18 protein-coding genes are annotated in these 16,993 nt (G+C 69.2%); 8 read left to right on the top strand and 10 right to left on the bottom strand.

The window, feature by feature from the left end:
- Positions 1–26: 26 nt before the first annotated feature.
- The 3 genes from QFZ76_RS29280 to QFZ76_RS29270 all read right to left on the bottom strand — a co-directional run bounded on the left by QFZ76_RS29280 (position 27) and on the right by QFZ76_RS29270 (position 2,043).
- On the bottom strand, positions 27–860 hold the full coding sequence (locus tag QFZ76_RS29280) for a hypothetical protein (protein WP_307676520.1): 834 nt from the start codon (positions 858–860) through the stop codon (positions 27–29).
- Positions 861–1,318: 458 nt separating this feature from the next.
- Positions 1,319–1,591, bottom strand: coding sequence for a hypothetical protein (locus tag QFZ76_RS29275; RefSeq protein WP_307676519.1), 273 nt, complete (start codon positions 1,589–1,591; stop codon positions 1,319–1,321).
- Positions 1,564–2,043 (bottom strand): hypothetical protein, encoded by a 480-nt coding sequence (locus tag QFZ76_RS29270; protein WP_307676518.1) that lies wholly within the window; start codon positions 2,041–2,043, stop codon positions 1,564–1,566. The genes QFZ76_RS29275 and QFZ76_RS29270 overlap by 28 nt, the downstream gene beginning before the upstream one ends.
- 212 nt (positions 2,044–2,255) lie before the next feature.
- On the opposite strand from QFZ76_RS29270, the gene QFZ76_RS29265 reads away from it, so the two are divergent.
- The 5 genes from QFZ76_RS29265 (at position 2,256) to cseC (ending at position 6,986) form a co-directional block, all read left to right on the top strand.
- Positions 2,256–3,185: an A/G-specific adenine glycosylase gene (locus tag QFZ76_RS29265; RefSeq protein ID WP_373464371.1), complete on the top strand. Its 930-nt coding sequence runs from the start codon at positions 2,256–2,258 to the stop codon at positions 3,183–3,185.
- A 225-nt stretch (positions 3,186–3,410) separates the two neighbouring features.
- Entirely contained in the window at positions 3,411–3,959 is a 549-nt protein-coding gene (locus QFZ76_RS29260) for a SigE family RNA polymerase sigma factor (RefSeq protein ID WP_266435710.1), read from the top strand.
- Entirely contained in the window at positions 3,947–4,663 is a 717-nt protein-coding gene (locus QFZ76_RS29255) for a hypothetical protein (RefSeq protein ID WP_373464370.1), read from the top strand. The genes QFZ76_RS29260 and QFZ76_RS29255 overlap by 13 nt, the downstream gene beginning before the upstream one ends.
- 174 nt (positions 4,664–4,837) lie before the next feature.
- Entirely contained in the window at positions 4,838–5,545 is a 708-nt protein-coding gene (gene cseB / locus QFZ76_RS29250) for a two-component system response regulator CseB (RefSeq protein WP_307676516.1), read from the top strand.
- Positions 5,546–5,609: 64 nt separating this feature from the next.
- Positions 5,610–6,986, top strand: coding sequence for a two-component system sensor histidine kinase CseC (gene cseC, locus QFZ76_RS29245; protein ID WP_307680160.1), 1,377 nt, complete (start codon positions 5,610–5,612; stop codon positions 6,984–6,986).
- Between the two features lies 1 nt (position 6,987).
- Here cseC and QFZ76_RS29240 read toward each other — a convergent pair whose 3' ends face one another.
- The 3 genes from QFZ76_RS29240 to QFZ76_RS29230 form a co-directional block, all read right to left on the bottom strand.
- Positions 6,988–7,434 carry a VOC family protein gene (locus QFZ76_RS29240; protein WP_266448222.1) on the bottom strand — a complete coding sequence of 149 codons (447 nt, stop codon included), beginning with the start codon at positions 7,432–7,434 and terminating at the stop codon, positions 6,988–6,990.
- A 59-nt stretch (positions 7,435–7,493) separates the two neighbouring features.
- Positions 7,494–7,925, bottom strand: a complete 432-nt coding sequence (locus QFZ76_RS29235) for a helix-turn-helix transcriptional regulator (RefSeq protein ID WP_266435716.1) — start codon at positions 7,923–7,925, stop codon at positions 7,494–7,496.
- Between the two features lie 108 nt (positions 7,926–8,033).
- Positions 8,034–9,614, bottom strand: a complete 1,581-nt coding sequence (locus QFZ76_RS29230) for an MDR family MFS transporter (protein ID WP_307676515.1) — start codon at positions 9,612–9,614, stop codon at positions 8,034–8,036.
- A 138-nt stretch (positions 9,615–9,752) separates the two neighbouring features.
- Between QFZ76_RS29230 and QFZ76_RS29225 the strand changes: the two genes are divergently transcribed.
- On the top strand, positions 9,753–10,361 hold the full coding sequence (locus tag QFZ76_RS29225; RefSeq protein WP_307676514.1) for a TetR/AcrR family transcriptional regulator: 609 nt from the start codon (positions 9,753–9,755) through the stop codon (positions 10,359–10,361).
- Positions 10,362–10,412: 51 nt separating this feature from the next.
- Here QFZ76_RS29225 and QFZ76_RS29220 read toward each other — a convergent pair whose 3' ends face one another.
- Positions 10,413–11,018, bottom strand: coding sequence for a M23 family metallopeptidase (locus QFZ76_RS29220; RefSeq protein ID WP_307676513.1), 606 nt, complete (start codon positions 11,016–11,018; stop codon positions 10,413–10,415).
- Between the two features lie 464 nt (positions 11,019–11,482).
- Between QFZ76_RS29220 and QFZ76_RS29215 the strand changes: the two genes are divergently transcribed.
- A complete protein-coding gene (locus QFZ76_RS29215; protein ID WP_307676512.1) occupies positions 11,483–12,118 on the top strand; it encodes an HAD family acid phosphatase in 636 nt (211 codons plus the stop codon).
- 86 nt (positions 12,119–12,204) lie between these two features.
- Here the strand turns inward: QFZ76_RS29215 and QFZ76_RS29210 are convergent, their stop codons facing one another.
- Positions 12,205–14,730, bottom strand: coding sequence for an ATP-dependent Clp protease ATP-binding subunit (locus QFZ76_RS29210; protein ID WP_307676511.1), 2,526 nt, complete (start codon positions 14,728–14,730; stop codon positions 12,205–12,207).
- Positions 14,731–15,160: 430 nt separating this feature from the next.
- Between QFZ76_RS29210 and QFZ76_RS29205 the strand changes: the two genes are divergently transcribed.
- Positions 15,161–15,808 carry an SCO3374 family protein gene (locus QFZ76_RS29205; RefSeq protein WP_307676510.1) on the top strand — a complete coding sequence of 216 codons (648 nt, stop codon included), beginning with the start codon at positions 15,161–15,163 and terminating at the stop codon, positions 15,806–15,808.
- Positions 15,809–15,823: 15 nt separating this feature from the next.
- On the opposite strand, the gene QFZ76_RS29200 is transcribed toward QFZ76_RS29205, so the two are convergent.
- Both QFZ76_RS29200 and QFZ76_RS29195 read right to left on the bottom strand, forming a co-directional pair.
- Positions 15,824–16,159: an Lsr2 family protein gene (locus tag QFZ76_RS29200; RefSeq protein ID WP_266435731.1), complete on the bottom strand. Its 336-nt coding sequence runs from the start codon at positions 16,157–16,159 to the stop codon at positions 15,824–15,826.
- 268 nt (positions 16,160–16,427) lie between these two features.
- Positions 16,428–16,988, bottom strand: a complete 561-nt coding sequence (locus tag QFZ76_RS29195) for an amino-acid N-acetyltransferase (protein ID WP_307676509.1) — start codon at positions 16,986–16,988, stop codon at positions 16,428–16,430.
- Between the last annotated feature and the right edge of the window lie 5 nt (positions 16,989–16,993).

The raw sequence follows: 16,993 nt of genomic DNA, 5'->3' as shown, positions 1-16,993 counted from the left end.
CCGGGCAGCCCCTGGTCGTTCTCCAGCTAGTCGTTCTCCAGCACGAACGACGCCTGCGCCGTCCCGAACCCGGGCGTCTTGGCCTCCACCAGGTACGTCCCCGCCCCGGCCGTCCCCGCGGGAGGCGTCGCGCACTGCGAAGCACTCGGCTTGCGGTCCCACTTCACGGTGTACGTGATGCTGGTGCCGGCGGGCGCCCGGAAGACCAGGTTGGAGACCTCGGGGCAGTCGGCGGAGGACCAGTACGCGTCCTCGCTGCCCGCCTGGGTGATGGTCACCACCGCGTTCTTCGGGCCGAGATCGACCTTGCAGTCACCGGCGGAGGAGTTCGTCGCGGTCAGCAGCAGGGTGGGCGTCTGACCGGGCTCGTACGCGTTGTGCAGGCTGCGCACGCTCAACTTCACGGCGCTCGGGGTGCAGTTGGGGAGTGCGGAGCCCGCCGGGAGCGCGTCGTTTCGGCCGACCCCGGTACCCGTACCGCCACCGGCCGTCCCACCGACGGAGCCCTGAGACCCGCCCGAGCCACCAGTGGCGGAACCCGCGCCCGCTGCCGACCCGGAACCATCACCGGACCCGTCGCCCGACCCCGACCCGCCGGAGTCAGTGCCGCTCGACTCGTCCCGCCCGCCCGGTGCTTGGCTGATCGCCGGCCCGGAGCCGGACGGCCCCGGCGTGATCGTCGAGGGGGAAGGATTCTTGTCGTTGGATCCGTCGGCACCGTTGTTGCCGCCTCCGCCGCCCGAGGAGACGATCCAGGCGATCAGCAGCGCCAACAGGGCCATCACGGACAGCAGTACGGCCCTCCGTCGCCAGTAGATGGAGGAGGGAAGCGGCCCGACCGGATTGCGCAGAGATCCCACGGCGCAAACTGTACGAGAGATCGGAGCCTTGGCTGGCCCCACCCGCCGCCCGGGTCCACAACTTTTCCGGATCATCATCCCGGAACTGGCCGCTCCACCCCTGTCCTTTGTCAGGTGCGGCACCCGACGATCGCAAGCTGTGACGGTATCGGCCCGCCGCCTACCGTCCGTGACCAAGGACTTCGAGAACACCGAGCTCTACCGCGACCTCACCGACGCCGCCCAAGACACCCCTACGTGGGACAACACACCGCCGAGAAAGGGACGGAGACCGGGATCCTGCTCTTCGCCGCGCTGTTCGCGACAGCATGGCGGCGGGCCCGGCACGGCACCACCCACACGTTCGCGATCGCGGCCCTTGCACCCCTGGCCACGGCTGATGGCGACGGTCGCGCCACCCGCCTCTCCCGCCACCACGACGGTCACCGGCGCGCCCGGCGCGTGCCGGGCCGCGTTCGTCAATGCCTCGAGCACACCCGGTGCAAGGTGCGTTCGGCGACCGAGCCCGGCTGTACGGCCGTACCGGCTCCCGTCGGTTCCCAGTGCACCGGCAGCCCCGACTCGGCAGCGCGGGCCACGAGTTGCTCGACGCTGTCGCCCGCCGGGGCCGGCGGCACCGGCTCGTCACCCTCGCGCAGGACGCCGATGATGCGGTGCCGCCGGTCCGTGGCGTCGGCGGCGGCCGCGCGCAGGGCGATCGGGCTCAGCTCGTGGCCGGGCGAGTCGTGCATGTCCTGGGCATGCGGGCCCGTTCGCGCAGCCGCGCCCGCGCCTCGGCGATGCGCTGCTCCTCCTCGAGGCGGGCGGCGCGCGTCCAGTCGGCCCGGGCCAGTTGTCGGCTCTGGCGCCAGTAGCGTCCGCCCAGCCAGGGGAAGACGCAGCCGAACAGGAGGGTGCCCGTCAGGACCACCCACTGCGCCGCCGGGTCGACGCCGACGAGCGCGACCTTCGCGGTGCCGGCGCAGCCGACCGCGGCGAAGAGCACGGCCGCCGGGAGCACCCGGTCCGCGCGCAGGCCGAGCAGCAGGGCGAGGACGCCGAGGGCAGGGCCGTAGGAGACGGTGAACAGGGCGGGGGCGGCGGCCAGGCTCAGTACGGCCGCCGGCCCGGAGGCCGCGACAGGGTGCCGGCGGCAGACGCCACCGCCGCGGCGAGCACCACCGGACCGGCGGAAAGAGGGCACGCGGTGCGTTCAGGCCGATGGCGTCCACGGTGAGCGCGGGCAGCGCGAAGGCCGCCCACAGGAGGCGGGCCCGCCGGATACGAGGACGTTCCATCCGGCCGATGCTGCAAGCGGTCGTAGGGGCGGCACTGCTGTCGATCGTCAGGTCCGGTAGCTCGCAGGGGTGGCGGTACGCCCGGGGAACCGCCCTCGCATGGCAGGATCGGTAGGCCATGACTGTGTCCACGAAGTCCCCGCACCCCATGAGCAGCCCCGTCGGCGACGGCCTCGGCGAGCCGCTCCACGCCCCCGTCATCGACTGGTTCGACGAGCATGCCCGCGACCTGCCCTGGCGGCGGCCCGAGGCCGGCCCCTGGGGCGTGATGGTCAGCGAGTTCATGCTGCAGCAGACGCCGGTGAACCGCGTCCTGCCCGTCTACGAGCAGTGGCTGGCCCGCTGGCCGCGCCCCGCCGACCTGGCCGCGGACGCCCCCGGCGAGGCCGTGCGCGCCTGGGGCCGGCTCGGCTATCCGCGCCGCGCCCTGCGGCTGCACGGAGCCGCCGCCGCCATAACGGAACGGCACGGCGGCGACGTACCGACGGACCACGCGCAGCTGCTCGCGCTGCCCGGCATCGGGGAGTACACGGCCGCGGCCGTCGCCTCCTTCGCGTACGGGCAGCGGCACGCGGTCCTGGACACCAATGTCCGCCGGGTCTTCGCGCGGGCCGTCACCGGTGTGCAGTACCCGCCGAACGCCACCACCGCCGCCGAACGCAAGCTGGCCCGCGCGCTGCTGCCCGAGGACGAGGGGATCGCCGCCCGCTGGGCCGCCGCGTCCATGGAGCTCGGCGCGCTGGTGTGCACGGCCAAGAACGAGACCTGCCAGCGCTGCCCGATCGCCGCGCAGTGCGCCTGGCGGCTCGCCGGAAAGCCGGAGCACGACGGTCCGCCGCGCCGCGGACAGACGTACGCCGGTACCGACCGCCAGGTCCGCGGCAGGCTGCTGGCCGTGCTGCGGGAGGCACACGCTCCCGTCCCGCAGGCGGCGCTCGACCGGGTGTGGCACGAGCCGGTGCAGCGCGCCCGGGCGCTGGACGGTCTGGTCGCCGACGGTCTGGTGGAGCCACTCCCGGGTGGTTTGTATCGGCTGCCGTTGACCTGACGGCGAGGACAAAACACCGCACACCGCCACCTACCGGTACAACAACTGACCCTGCCTCCACTGCTGTTACACAACCGACGGACAGCCGAGCGCTAGCCGCAGGCTGCTTCGGACAGCCCCGTGACAACGCCTCCGTAACTTCATTTCCGTGCCCGACAGGCACCACAGGCAATGAATCCGACGGCGAACAGGCCGGCCGGGAACGGGGAGCGGGAGGCGGTCACCATGGCGCAGGGCGAGGTGCTCGAGTTCGAGGAGTACGTACGCACCCGGCAGGACGCGCTGCTGCGCAGCGCCCGCCGGCTGGTCCCGGACCCTGTCGACGCACAGGACCTGCTCCAGACGGCGCTCGTGCGGACGTACGGCCGCTGGGACGGCATAGCGGACAAGCGGCTCGCCGACGCCTACCTGCGCCGGGTGATGATCAACACGCGTACCGAGTGGTGGCGGGCCCGCAAGCTGGAGGAGGTGCCGACCGAGCAGCTCCCGGACGCCTCGGTCGACGACGCCACCGAGCAGCACGCGGACCGCGCCCTGCTGATGGACGTCATGAAGGTACTTGCCCCCAAGCAGCGCAGCGTCGTCGTGCTGCGACACTGGGAGCAGATGTCCACGGAGGAGACGGCCGCCGCCCTCGGCATGTCGGCCGGAACGGTCAAGAGCACGCTGCACCGGGCGCTCGCCCGGCTCCGCGAGGAGCTGGAGAGCAGGGACAACGAAGAGCGCGCCGAACGCGCGCTGGAGCGTGAGGAGCGGGAGCGTTGCGCGGCCTAGGCACGCATGCCGGTGGCATCGGGCGCACGGCGGGTGGGGGTTCCGACAGCGGTGGCCCCCTCCGGCCCGAACCCGTGACACCGGCGCGGGGGACCTTTCAGGCGGCGATCACGGCAGCGGCTGTGCTCGCCGCCCTCAGCCTTTTCGTGTCCGCCTGCGGCACCGGTGGCACCGGCGCCCGTGACGAGGGCCCGGCCCGCACCGACTCGGTGGCGGGCGCGGCCTCCTCGCCCTCACCCGCCTCCTCCGCGACGGCCGGGCGCGTGGACGCGGTGCAGCTCGTCAAGGACGATCCGGAGGTCTCCGCGGACGTCAAGCGCCAGCTGAAGCCGTGCGCGGGCGACGACTACCCCGTGGACGTGTCGTACGGCGACCTGACCGGAGGTTCGTCCGACGATGTCGTCGTCAACGTTCTGACCTGCGGTGACATGGTAGGAATCGGCTCGTACGCGTATCGCGACGAGGGCGGTTCCTACCAGAACGTCTTCAAGGCCGAGGAGCCCCCGCTCTACGCGGAGATCGACCGCGGTGCCCTGGTGGTGACCCGGCAGGTGTACGCGAAGGGCGACCCGGTGTCGAGTCCGTCCGGCGAGGAGGTCAGCACGTACGTCTGGACCATGGACCGCTTCGTCCGGAAGTACACGACGCGTACGGAGTACAGCAATGCCGTGGGCGGCGATGCCACGCCGGTTCCGGGCAACTGACCCGCCGCCCGTCGAGGACGGTGTGAACCGATCGGGGTGGCTGAACCGATGACCTGGTAGCGACACTGCACGGACACACGGCACAGCGACACGACACAGCGACACGGCACTGCGACACGACACAGCGATACGACACAAGTCACGGCACAAGGACTGAGAGCAGAGAGCAACCGGATGGCAGACCAGACCCACGTTCTGTTCGTCGAGGACGACGACGTCATCCGCGAGGCCACCCAGCTCGCCCTGGAGCGGGACGGCTTCGCGGTCACCGCCATGCCCGACGGGCTGTCGGGCCTGGAGGCGTTCCGCGCGGACCGACCCGACATCGCCCTGCTGGACGTCATGGTGCCGGGCCTCGACGGGGTCTCACTGTGCCGCCGGATCCGTGACGAGTCGACCGTCCCGGTGATCATGCTGTCCGCGCGCGCCGACTCGATCGACGTCGTGCTGGGCCTGGAGGCGGGCGCCGACGACTACGTGACCAAGCCCTTCGACGGCGCGGTGCTGGTGGCCCGGATCCGCGCGGTACTGCGCCGCTTCGGACACGCGAGCGGCGGCGACCGCATGGACGACTCCGCCGCCCCGGCGGCCGGCGGCGGACTGCTGACCTTCGGCGAACTGGAGATCGACACCGAGGGCATGGAGGTGCGCCGGGCCGGCGAGACGGTGGCGCTCACGCCCACCGAGATGCGCCTCCTCCTGGAGTTCTCCTCCGCGCCGGGCACCGTGCTCTCCCGGGACAAGCTTCTCGAGCGGGTGTGGGACTACGGCTGGGGCGGTGACACGCGGGTCGTCGACGTCCATGTGCAGCGGCTGCGTACGAAGATCGGCCAGGACCGGATCGAGACGGTCCGCGGCTTCGGCTACAAGTTGAAGGCCTGAGCAGGGGATCAAGGGTATGCGGGGGAACCTTCGGCGCCCGAGCAGCACGATTCCGGGCAAGCGCATGGTCCCGGGCAAGCGCACGGTCTCGGGCGTGCGCATGACTCCGGGCATTCGTACGGGACTGAGATGGAAGCTGAGCGCGGCCATCGCGCTGGTCGGCGCGCTGGTGGCGATCACGCTCAGCCTCGTCGTGCACAACGCGGCCCGGGTCTCGATGCTGGACAACGCGCGCGACCTCGCCGACGAGCGCGTCCAGATCGCACAGCGCAACTACGAGGTGGCCCAGCGGCCGAACTTCCCCAACATCAAGATCGACGACCCGGACCTGCCGGCGGCGCTGCGGACGAAGGTCGAGCAGGGGCGCCGGGCCACCTACGTCTCCGACCGGCCGGACGGCGTGCCGGACATCTGGGCCGCCGTGCCGGTCAAGGGCGGGCATGTGCTGTCGCTGCACACCGGGTTCACCGACCGCAGCACGGACATCCTCAACGACCTCGACCAGGCCCTGGTGATCGGCTCCATCGCGGTCGTCCTCGGCGGCAGCGCGCTCGGGGTGCTCGTCGGCGGGCAGTTGTCGCGCCGGCTGCGCAAGGCGGCGGCCGCGGCGAACCAGGTCGCGGGGGGCGAGTCCAATGTGCGGGTGCGGGACGCCATCGGCGGGGTCGTGCGGGACGAGACCGACGACCTGGCGAGCGCGGTGGACGCGATGGCGGACGCGTTGCAGCAGCGACTGGAGGCGGAGCGCCGGGTCACCGCCGACATCGCGCACGAGCTGCGTACGCCGGTGACCGGGCTGCTGACGGCCGCCGAGCTGCTGCCGCCGGGCCGGCCGACGGAACTGGTCCTCGACCGGGCGAAGGCCATGCGCACGCTCGTCGAGGACGTGCTGGAGGTGGCCCGCCTCGACGGCGCCTCCGAGCGGGCCGAGCTGCAGGACATCATGCTGGGCGAGTTCGTCAGCCGGCGGGTGGCTGCGAAGGACCCGGCCATCGAGGTCCGCGTGGTGCACGAGTCCGAGGTGACGACCGATCCGCGGCGCCTGGAACGCGTGCTGTTCAACCTGCTCGCCAACGCCGCCCGGCACGGCAAGCCGCCGATAGAGGTCACCGTGGAAGGCCGGGTCATCCGGGTCCGCGACCACGGCCCCGGCTTCCCCGAGGACCTCCTCGCCGAGGGACCTAGCCGCTTCCGCACCGGCAGCACCGACCGGGCCGGCCACGGCCACGGCCTGGGCCTGACCATCGCGGCCGGGCAGGCCAGGGTGCTCGGCGCCCGGCTGACCTTCCGCAACGTACGGTTGGCGACCGCGTCGGAGGAGGTCCCGGCGGAGGGCGCGGTGGCGGTGCTGTGGCTGCCGGAGCACGCGCCGACGGCCACCGGGAGCTATCCGATGATGCCGGCATCCGCGAAGACATCGGGGAAGGCTTCGGGGAAGTGAGCTAACACGACCAGTCCTTGGCGGTGTCGAGGCCGCCCTCACGGGGCTGGGTGAAGGAGAACCAGTTGCCGGAGTCGTCCCGGAAGAGGGCCTCCGTGCCGTAGGGGCGCTCCTGCGGCTCCTGCAGGAACTCCACGCCGCGGTCCTTGAGCTTCCGGTAGTCGCCGTGGATGTCGTCGGTGGTCAGCACGCCCGCGCCGAGCGCCCCCTTGGCCACCAGCTTCTTGATCATTTCGGCGGACTCCGGGTCCATCGCGCCCCCGCCCGGGACCATCAGCGTCAGTTCGACGTCGGGCTGGTTCGGCGAGCCGACGGTGAGCCAGCGCATGCCGCCCTCGCCCATCGTCATGTCCGTACGGACCTCCAGACCCAGCTTCTCGGTGTAGAACTCCTTGGCCCGGTCCTGGTCGAGGACCCAGACGGTCGAGATGGCGAGACCCTTGATCATGATGTGCTCCTCATTGCCCGCGTCGGTGCCGTGCCCCGTCACCGTAGGCACCGGCGCCCTCAGTCCGCTTCTCCAGAATTGCGCTCTGCCCTGCCGGGAGCGGATCTGAAGCCTCCGACCCAGAGCATGGCGTAGCAGCCCGGTATGAGGGCGGCCCCGCGGCCCACGTGCTTTGTGCGGTACTCGGTGGGGGTCAGCCCGGTCCAGGCCTTGAAGCGGGCCGAGAACGTGCCGAGGCTGCTGAAGCCGACGAGGTGGCAGATCTCCGTCACCGTCAGGTTGGCGGTGCGCAGCAGGTCTTCGGCGCGGTCGATGCGGCGGTGCGTGAGGTACTGGCCGGGCGTCTCGCCGTACGCCTCCTTGAAGGCGCGTATGAAGTGGTAGCGCGAGTACCCGGCGTGCGCGGCCACCGCGTCCAGGTCGAGCTCCGGGTCCGCCCAGTCCCGGTCCATGGCGTCCTTGGCCAGCCGCACCTGCCGCAACTTGTCCATGCGACCGATGGTGACACGCCGGTCTGACAACGACTCGGGCGTCGTGCCCGGGCAGGCCGAAGGCCCCCGGGGGCGGACACCGCCCGGGGGCCTTCGGCGCGCGTGGGGTCAGACGGACTCGGCCACCGGTGCCTGCGCCGCCGTGGCGTCCTCCTTGCCCTCCGCCTCCTTCGGTCCCGCCCCCTTCAGCGGAACCTCCTTCACGAACCACGCCGCCACCATCGCGACCACCGCCACCGCGGCCCCCAGCAGGAACGCCGAGTGCGTGCCGGCCGACACCGCGTGCTGGTACGCCTCGCGCGCGGCGTCCGGCAGCTTCGCCAGGCTCGCCGCGTCCAGCTGCGCGGACTGCTCGGTCACCTTGGAGCCAAGCGCACCGGCCCGCTCGGACATGACCTCCTGGACGCGGTTGTTGAACAGCGCGCCCATGATCGCGACGCCGAACGAAGAGCCGAGCGTACGGGAGAGGGTCGAGGTCGAGGACGCCACGCCCATGTCCTTCATCTCCACGCTGTTCTGCGCGACCAGCATGGTGATCTGCATCAGACAGCCCATGCCGAGACCGACGACCGCCATGCACACACCGGACGTGAATCGCGAGGTGTCCGTGTCCATCAGGGACAGCAGGTACAGCCCGACGACCATCAGGACGCCGCCGACGACCGGGAAGACCTTGTACCGGCCGGTGTTCGTGGTGACCCGCCCCGCGACCATCGAGGTGACGAGCATCGCCCCGAGCATCGGCAGGAGCAGCAGCCCGGAGTTGGTCGCGGAGGCGCCCTGCACCGACTGCTGGTACAGCGGCAGGAAGAGGGTCGCGCCGAACATCACGAAGCCGGTGATGAAGCCGATGATCGCCATCAGCGTGAAGTTGCGGCTGCGGAAGATGTGCAGCGGCACGACCGGCTCGGCGGCCTTGGTCTGCCAGAACACGAATCCGATGAGGGCGGCGACGCCGATCCCTATAAGCTCCATGATCCGCGCGGACGTCCAGGCGTACTGCGTGCCGCCCCAGGTGGTGACGAGCACGATGGCGGTGATGCCGACGGTCAGCAGCGCGGCGCCCAGGTAGTCGATCCGCGCCTGCGCCCGCTTCTTCGGCAGGTGGAGGACGACGCTGATCGCGGCGAGCGCGACCACACCGAGCGGCAGGTTGATGTAGAAGGACCAGCGCCAGCCCCAGTGGTCGGTGATGGTGCCGCCGACGAGCGGGCCGCCGATCATCGCGAGCGCCATGACGCCGGCCATCATGCCCTGGTACTTGCCGCGCTCGCGGGGCGGTATCAGGTCGCCGATGATCGCCATGACGCCGACCATCAGACCACCGGCGCCGAGACCCTGGACGGCTCGGAAGCCGATGAGCTGCCCCATGTCCTGGGCCATGCCGCTGAGCGCGGACCCGATCAGGAAGAGCACGATCGAGCTCATGAAGACGCCCTTGCGCCCGTACATGTCGCCGAGCTTGCCCCACAGGGGGGTGGAGGCGGCGGTCGCGAGGGTGTACGCGGTCACGACCCACGAGAGGTGTTCGAGCCCGCCGAGCTCGCCCACGATCGTCGGCATCGCCGTGCCGATGATCATGTTGTCGAGCATCGCGAGCATCATCGTGATCATGAGCGCGAGCAGGACGACCCGCACGCTCCTGGGTTGCTTCTCGGGCTCTGTCTCAACCGCCTGCGCGTCCGCCATCGTCTTTCCCACTCCCCTGCGTACTGCCCCCGGCGGCTACTTACTTGCCGCCCGGCTAGTTGACTACACTCCGGGAAAGTAGACCCGCAACTAGCCGGTCGTCAAGTAAGTTCTTGGGAAAGTGCGAGGAGTGCGACGATGGGCGACACCATGGACGGCACCAGGCAACGGCGCCGCGGGAACACCCGCCAGCGCATCCAGGACATCGCCCTCGAACTCTTCGCCGAACAGGGCTACGAGAAGACCTCGCTGCGCGAGATCGCCGAGCGTCTGGATGTCACCAAGGCGGCGCTCTACTACCACTTCAAGACCAAGGAAGAGATCCTCGTCAGCATCTTCGACGACCTGGCGAAGCCCATCGAGGACCTGATCGAGTGGGGCAAGGACCAGCCGCACACCCTGGAGACGAAGCAGGAGATCGTGCGGCGCTACAGCGACGCCCTGGCCGGCGCCGCACCCCTGTTCCGCTTCATGCAGGAGAACCAGGCGACGGTACGCGAACTGCGCATCGGTGAGACCTTCAAGACCCGCATGCTCGGCATGCGGGACATCCTCATCGACCCGGCAGCGGACCTGGTCGACCAGGTCCGCTGCGTCAGCGCGATCTTCACCATGCACGCCGGGATGTTCGTCCTCCAGGACCTCGAGGGCGATCCCGAGACCAAGCGCCAGGCGGTCCTTGAGGTCGCGACGGACCTGGTGACACAGGCCCACCGAGGCACCGGCGGTTCCTCCACGAGGTCTTAGGACTCCGCCGGAACTCCGTCAGAGCTCCGCCCTAGCCTCCGCCGCGAGGTCTCAGACCTTCACGCCCTTGGAGCGCAGGAAGGCGACCGGGTCGATGGCCGTGCCGTAGTTCGCGGTCGTACGGATCTCGAAGTGCAGGTGCGGACCGCTGGAGTTGCCGGTGTTGCCGGACAGGGCGATGCGCTGACCGGTCTTGACGACCTGGCCGACGTTCACGTCGATCCGGGACAGGTGGGCGTACTGGGAGTACGTCCCGTTGCCGTGCTTGATGACGACGGCGTTGCCGTACGCGGGACCGTCACCGGCGCCGTTGCCGCCGGCCTTGACGACGGTGCCGCCGTGCGCGGCGAGGACCTTGGTGCCGCTCGCGACGGCGAAGTCCTGCCCGCTGTGGGTGGACTGCCACATGCCGCCGGCCTGGGCGAAGCTCGCGGACAACGTGTACTTCTGCACCGGGTCGACCCAGGAGGCGGCCTTCTTGGCCGCTGCGGTCTTGGCGGTGGTCTGGGCGGCGGCGACCGTGGCCGCGCCGGTGTCGGCGGCTGCCGCGACCCCGGCCCCCAGTACGACCGACACTCCCAGGCCGGTGGCGAGCACGGCCGCACGGGTGCGGAGGGCGGACATACGGGAAGAACGGGGCGAGACGCGCTGGGACATCGAAAACCTCATGGGGACGGGGACAGAGAAACCACCCGGCGCAACAGGCATTCGCCGGATGGGGCATCCCTTGGTAACCCGAACCCCCACACAGCCCCAAACCGGTTATCTACGACGAAAGCTAGTACGTGACCACAAAGCTTCAGGCTTCTTGACAGAGCCCCCATTCATCGCGAATCAACCCGGGATGGTAAATCCCGTACGGGAGTTCCGGGCCGAAAATCCCTTTTCGTCCACTTTCACCCATCGGGCGACGTCCACTATTCCGCGTAGTAACGGACAAAACCCCTGTGCGGCATGTCACCGGGCCGCGAGATCCTCGATCTTTGAAATACCGCGTCATGTGACGTGCATCTCTGGTCACTTACCGTCCAGTAACCCTACGGTTCCCCTCGCGCCACCCTCACCAACGAACATGCACCCGACAACTGCAGAACGTCCGGACGTGAGAGGAACCCCCACACATGACACGACGACGCCCCTGGGCGCGCCGCGCAGCCGTCACCGCCGTCACCGCCGCCGCCCTCGTGGCGCTGGCCGTCCCCGCCGAGGCCGCGACGACGACCACCAGCACCTCCACGACCGCCACGGCCACCGCCGCCGAGGACGTCGACTACGCGACCTGGCAGCAGGACTGCCAGGCCCTGATGGACCAGGCCCTGCCCTACCTGAAGCAGCGCATAGCGAACACCAGGCCGGGCGAGAAGCAGGCCATCGTCTTCGACATCGACAACACCACGCTGGAGACCGACTTCGGCTTCAGCTACCCCCAGCCGGCCAACCAGCCGGTCCTGGACGTCGCCGAGTACGCCCAGGAGCACGGCGTCGCCCTGTTCTTCGTGACGGCACGGCCCGGGATCATCTACTCGGTGACCGACTACAACCTGGAGCACGTCGGCTACGAGGTCTCCGGTCTCTACGTCCGCAGCTTCGTCGACCTCTTCAAGGACGTAGGCGCCTACAAGACCGCCCAGCGGGTCGACATCGAGTCCAAGGGCTACACGATCATCGCGAACATCGGGAACAGCGCCACCGACCTCTCGGGCGGCCACGCCGAGAAGACGTACAAGCTGCCGGACTACGACGGCCAGCTCTCCTGAGATCTGAACGACCGCACGCAAACGCGCGGAAGGGGCCGGTGCTCGAAAGCACCGGCCCCTTCCGCTCGCCTCTGAGGACGCGAGGCTTACGCGTCCTTGCTCAGGTTCGGCCCAGCCCCACCGGCCGTCTGCTCGATCGGCGGAACGTCCGGCAGTGCCGACTTCTCCTCACCCCGGAAGGTGAAGGTCTTGGTCTCGCCCTCGCCCTCCGTGTCCACGACCACGATGTGACCGGGGCGCAGCTCGCCGAAGAGGATCTTCTCCGACAGGGAGTCCTCGATCTCGCGCTGGATGGTGCGACGCAGCGGACGCGCACCCAGCACGGGGTCGTAACCCTTCGTGGACAGCAGCTCCTTGGCGGACTGGGAGAGCTCGATGCCCATGTCCCGGTCCTTCAGGCGCTCGTCCACCTTGCCGATCATCAGGTCGACGATCCGCAGGATGTCCTCCTGCGTCAGCTGCGGGAAGACGACCACGTCGTCGACGCGGTTGAGGAACTCGGGCCGGAAGTGCTGCTTGAGCTCGTCCGAGACCTTGTTCTTCATGCGCTCGTAGTTGGTCTTCTTGTCGCCCGAGGCCGCGAAGCCCAGGTTGAAGCCCTTGGAGATGTCCCGGGTGCCGAGGTTGGTCGTCATGATGATGACCGTGTTCTTGAAGTCCACGACCCGGCCCTGGGAGTCGGTCAGGCGACCGTCCTCCAGGATCTGCAGCAGCGAGTTGAAGATGTCCGGGTGGGCCTTCTCGACCTCGTCGAAGAGGACGACGGAGAACGGCTTGCGGCGGACCTTCTCGGTCAGCTGGCCGCCCTCTTCGTAGCCCACGTATCCGGGGGGCGAACCGAACAGACGCGACACCGTGTGCTTCTCGCTGAACTCCGACATGTCGAGGGAGATCAGCGCGTCCTCGTCACCGAAGAGGAACTCGGCGAGCGCCTTGGACAGCTCGGTCTTACCGACACCGGACGGGCCGGCGAAGATGAACGAACCACCGGGACGCTTCGGGTCCTTCAGACCGGCACGCGTACGACGGATCGCCTTGGACAGCGCCTTGACGGCGTCGACCTGGCCGATGACCCGCTTGTGGAGCTCGTCCTCCATGCGCAGCAGACGCGAGGACTCCTCCTCGGTCAGCTTGAAGACCGGGATGCCGGTGGCGGTCGCGAGGACCTCGGCGATCAGCTCGCCGTCGACCTCCGCGACGACGTCCATGTCGCCGGCCTTCCACTCCTTCTCGCGCTTGGCCTTCGCGGCGAGGAGCTGCTTCTCCTTGTCGCGGAGAGAGGCGGCCTTCTCGAAGTCCTGCGAGTCGATCGCGGACTCCTTGTCACGGCGGACGCCGGCGATCTTCTCGTCGAACTCGCGCAGGTCCGGCGGCGCGGTCATCCGGCGGATGCGCATCCGGGAACCGGCCTCGTCGATCAGGTCGATCGCCTTGTCCGGCAGGAAGCGGTCCGAGATGTACCGGTCGGCCAGCGTGGCGGCCTGGACCAGCGCCTCGTCCGTGATGGAGACGCGGTGGTGGGCCTCGTACCGGTCACGCAGACCCTTGAGGATCTCGATCGTGTGCGGCAGAGACGGCTCCGCGACCTGGATGGGCTGGAAGCGGCGCTCGAGGGCTGCGTCCTTCTCCAGGTGCTTGCGGTACTCGTCCAGCGTGGTCGCACCGATGGTCTGCAGCTCACCGCGGGCCAGCATCGGCTTCAGGATCGAAGCGGCGTCGATGGCGCCCTCGGCGGCACCCGCACCGACCAGCGTGTGCAGCTCGTCGATGAACAGGATGATGTCGCCGCGGGTGCGGATCTCCTTGAGGACCTTCTTCAGGCGCTCCTCGAAGTCACCGCGGTAGCGGGAGCCGGCGACCAGCGCGCCGAGGTCCAGGGTGTAGAGGTGCTTGTCCTTGAGGGTCTCGGGCACCTCGCCCTTGACGATGGCCTGGGCGAGGCCCTCGACGACGGCGGTCTTGCCGACGCCGGGCTCACCGATCAGGACCGGGTTGTTCTTCGTACGGCGGGACAGCACCTGCATGACCCGCTCGATCTCCTTCTCGCGCCCGATGACCGGGTCGAGCTTGGACTCACGAGCGGCCTGGGTGAGGTTCCGGCCGAACTGGTCGAGGACCAGGGACGTCGAGGGGGTGCCCTCGGCAGGCCCGCCGGCGGCGGCGGTCTCCTTGCCCTGGTAGCCGGAGAGCAGCTGGATGACCTGCTGCCGCACCCGGTTGAGATCTGCGCCCAGCTTGACCAGGACCTGGGCGGCGACGCCCTCGCCCTCACGGATCAGGCCGAGCAGGATGTGCTCCGTGCCGATGTAGTTGTGACCCAGCTGAAGGGCCTCGCGGAGCGACAGCTCCAGGACCTTCTTGGCACGGGGGGTGAAGGGGATGTGCCCGGACGGGGCCTGCTGGCCCTGGCCGATGATCTCCTCCACCTGCTGGCGGACCGCCTCGAGCGAAATCCCGAGGCTCTCAAGGGCCTTGGCGGCGACACCCTCACCCTCGTGGATCAGGCCCAGGAGGATGTGCTCGGTGCCGATGTAGTTGTGGTTGAGCATCCGGGCTTCTTCCTGAGCCAGGACGACAACCCGCCGCGCGCGGTCGGTGAACCTCTCGAACATCGTTAATCGCTCCTCAGAGCGGTCAGGCAGTGGGGGGAACTTCCCCTCCCTGTCCTTCCGCAGCTTAGTCCCGCAAGCGGGGACCGCTCATTCCAACTGCCGACACTGTCCTTGGCCTCCTGACCCCGAACGCCGACATCTGCTCCAACCTGATGGTGCGAGACGATGTTCCCGCAGGCCAAGCACTTACCCCCTTCCCCAGTACGCCGATGGCGAACGTGAGACGGCCTGTCCTGCGTGTCGCCCCCTCCCACTAGGGATGTCTTACCCGCTGCGACGGACACTCCATGCCGCGCGCCCCGGATCCCTCCGCTATGGGCGAACAACCTTGTGCCTCCCCGCACCCCCGGACGCCCTCCTTTTCGATACTCTGTGCATTCGATAGCACACCCAGCGTAACTCGGGGGCGGTTCCGACGGTTGCACTTGGCATGGTTGGCACCCTCCCCCCGGTCCCCATCGAAATCACCACGGTCCCTCGCCCCCGACGGCCGCTCGATTCGAGCGATCAGGTCCGCCGGTGGTACGAGAACGAACTGGGCTGGCCGACGGTGCCCGCGAGCGCGAAAAGCCCCGAATTTCCGGTACGGCTGTGCGTGGGCCCGCGCTTCGACGTCCTGGACGTGCCGGCCGAGGCGGGCCGGCCGGCGCTGAGGCACCTCGCGCCGGGCTCTCCGGTGGCCCTGCGGGGTGACCGGATGTGGCTGCTGATCGCGCCGGGCAGCGCGGAGGAAGTGCCGGGAGTCCTGGACTGGCTGGAGTGGGGAGCGCTGACGCTCGACCTCACGGCGACCGGCGAGGGCGGCGTCATGGACGCGCCACCACCCCTGGAGCCGGGCCGGGTCGGAGTGGGTCCGCCACCACCGGGCCCGGGCTGCTCGGGAACCGAGCAGGGGGCCGCCGTATGGCTGCGACCCCCCGTGCCCGGGTGCGAGGCCGAGGCCTCGCTGCCGACGCTGTCGGCCGTGGGGGGCGGTGGGGGCGCCCCCGATCTCGTACGAGTTGTGGCCACGGTGGCAACACAGTGCCACCGCCTGCGGCTGCGACGCGCGTACGCGCGGCAGCGCACCTGCCCGTAAGTGCCGTGACCGTGATCAGCCGTTGGCCTTCTCGTATGCCTCGCGAATGATCGCGGGAACACGGCCGCGGTCATTGACGTCGTAACCGTTCTCCTTGGCCCACGCGCGGATCTGCGCGGTGTCCTGGCTGCCACCGGAAGCGGCACGCGCCTTTCCACGGCCACCCGAAGTACGGCCTCCGGTACGACGACCGCCCTTCACGTAAGGCTCGAGAAGGCCGCGCAGCTTGTCCGCATTGGCGGTCGTGAGATCGATCTCGTACGTCTTGCCGTCCAACGCGAACGTGACGGTCTCGTCCGCCTCGCCGCCGTCGAGGTCATCGACAAGAAGGACCTGAACCTTCTGTGCCACCGGATTTCCTTTCATCCAATACTGAGGGCCGGGGGCCTGCGGCGTCCGCCGTTTCGCCGTCCCCTGTTATATGCAGTACTGCAGTACGTCGGAAAGCAAACCGCTTTTGCCCGAAAAACACAAACCCCCGGCGGAGACTGCTGGGCCCGCTCCAGTCCGGAAATATGTGCGTTTCGGACATAGGGAACCTGGGCAGGGTGAGTCGCGCCGGAATTGGCCTCGCTTGCGGACGCTTGTCGTCCCTTCGCGCCTTGTCGCCACCGGGCGATCACAGATGCAGAAGCATCCGGCTGTTGCCCAAGGTGTTCGGTTTCACTCGTTCGAGACCGAGGAACTCCGCCACGCCTTCGTCATAGGAACGCAGTAGCTCCGCGTAGACATCGGTGTCAACGGGTGTCTCACCGATCTCGACGAAGCCGTGCTTGCCGAAGAAGTCCACTTCGAAGGTCAGACAGAAAACGCGGCGAACACCGAGCCAGCGCGCGGTGTGCAGCAACTTCTCCAGCAACTGATGGCCGACACCGGCGCCCTTCAGGCCCGGCTTCACCGCGAGAGTGCGGACTTCCGCGAGGTCTTCCCACATCACGTGCAGGGCACCACAGCCGACGACCTCGGCGTTGTCGTCCCGTTCGGCGACCCAGAACTCCTGGATGTCCTCGTAAAGAGTCACCGTCGCTTTGTCCAGCAGGATGCCGCCGCGGACGTACGCGTCAAGGAGTCGTCGAACGACCGGGACATCGCCGGTGCGGGCCCGTCGGACGGTGATGGCATTTGCGGTGACTTCGGGACTCTCCGCGGAGGAACTCCCCGCTGAGCTCTCTGCTGACATGTGCG

The sequence above is a fragment of the Streptomyces sp. V4I2 genome (genome assembly GCF_030817655.1).
GTDB lineage: Bacteria > Actinomycetota > Actinomycetes > Streptomycetales > Streptomycetaceae > Streptomyces > Streptomyces plumbiresistens.
This window is presented reverse-complemented; position numbering and strand designations above follow the sequence as displayed.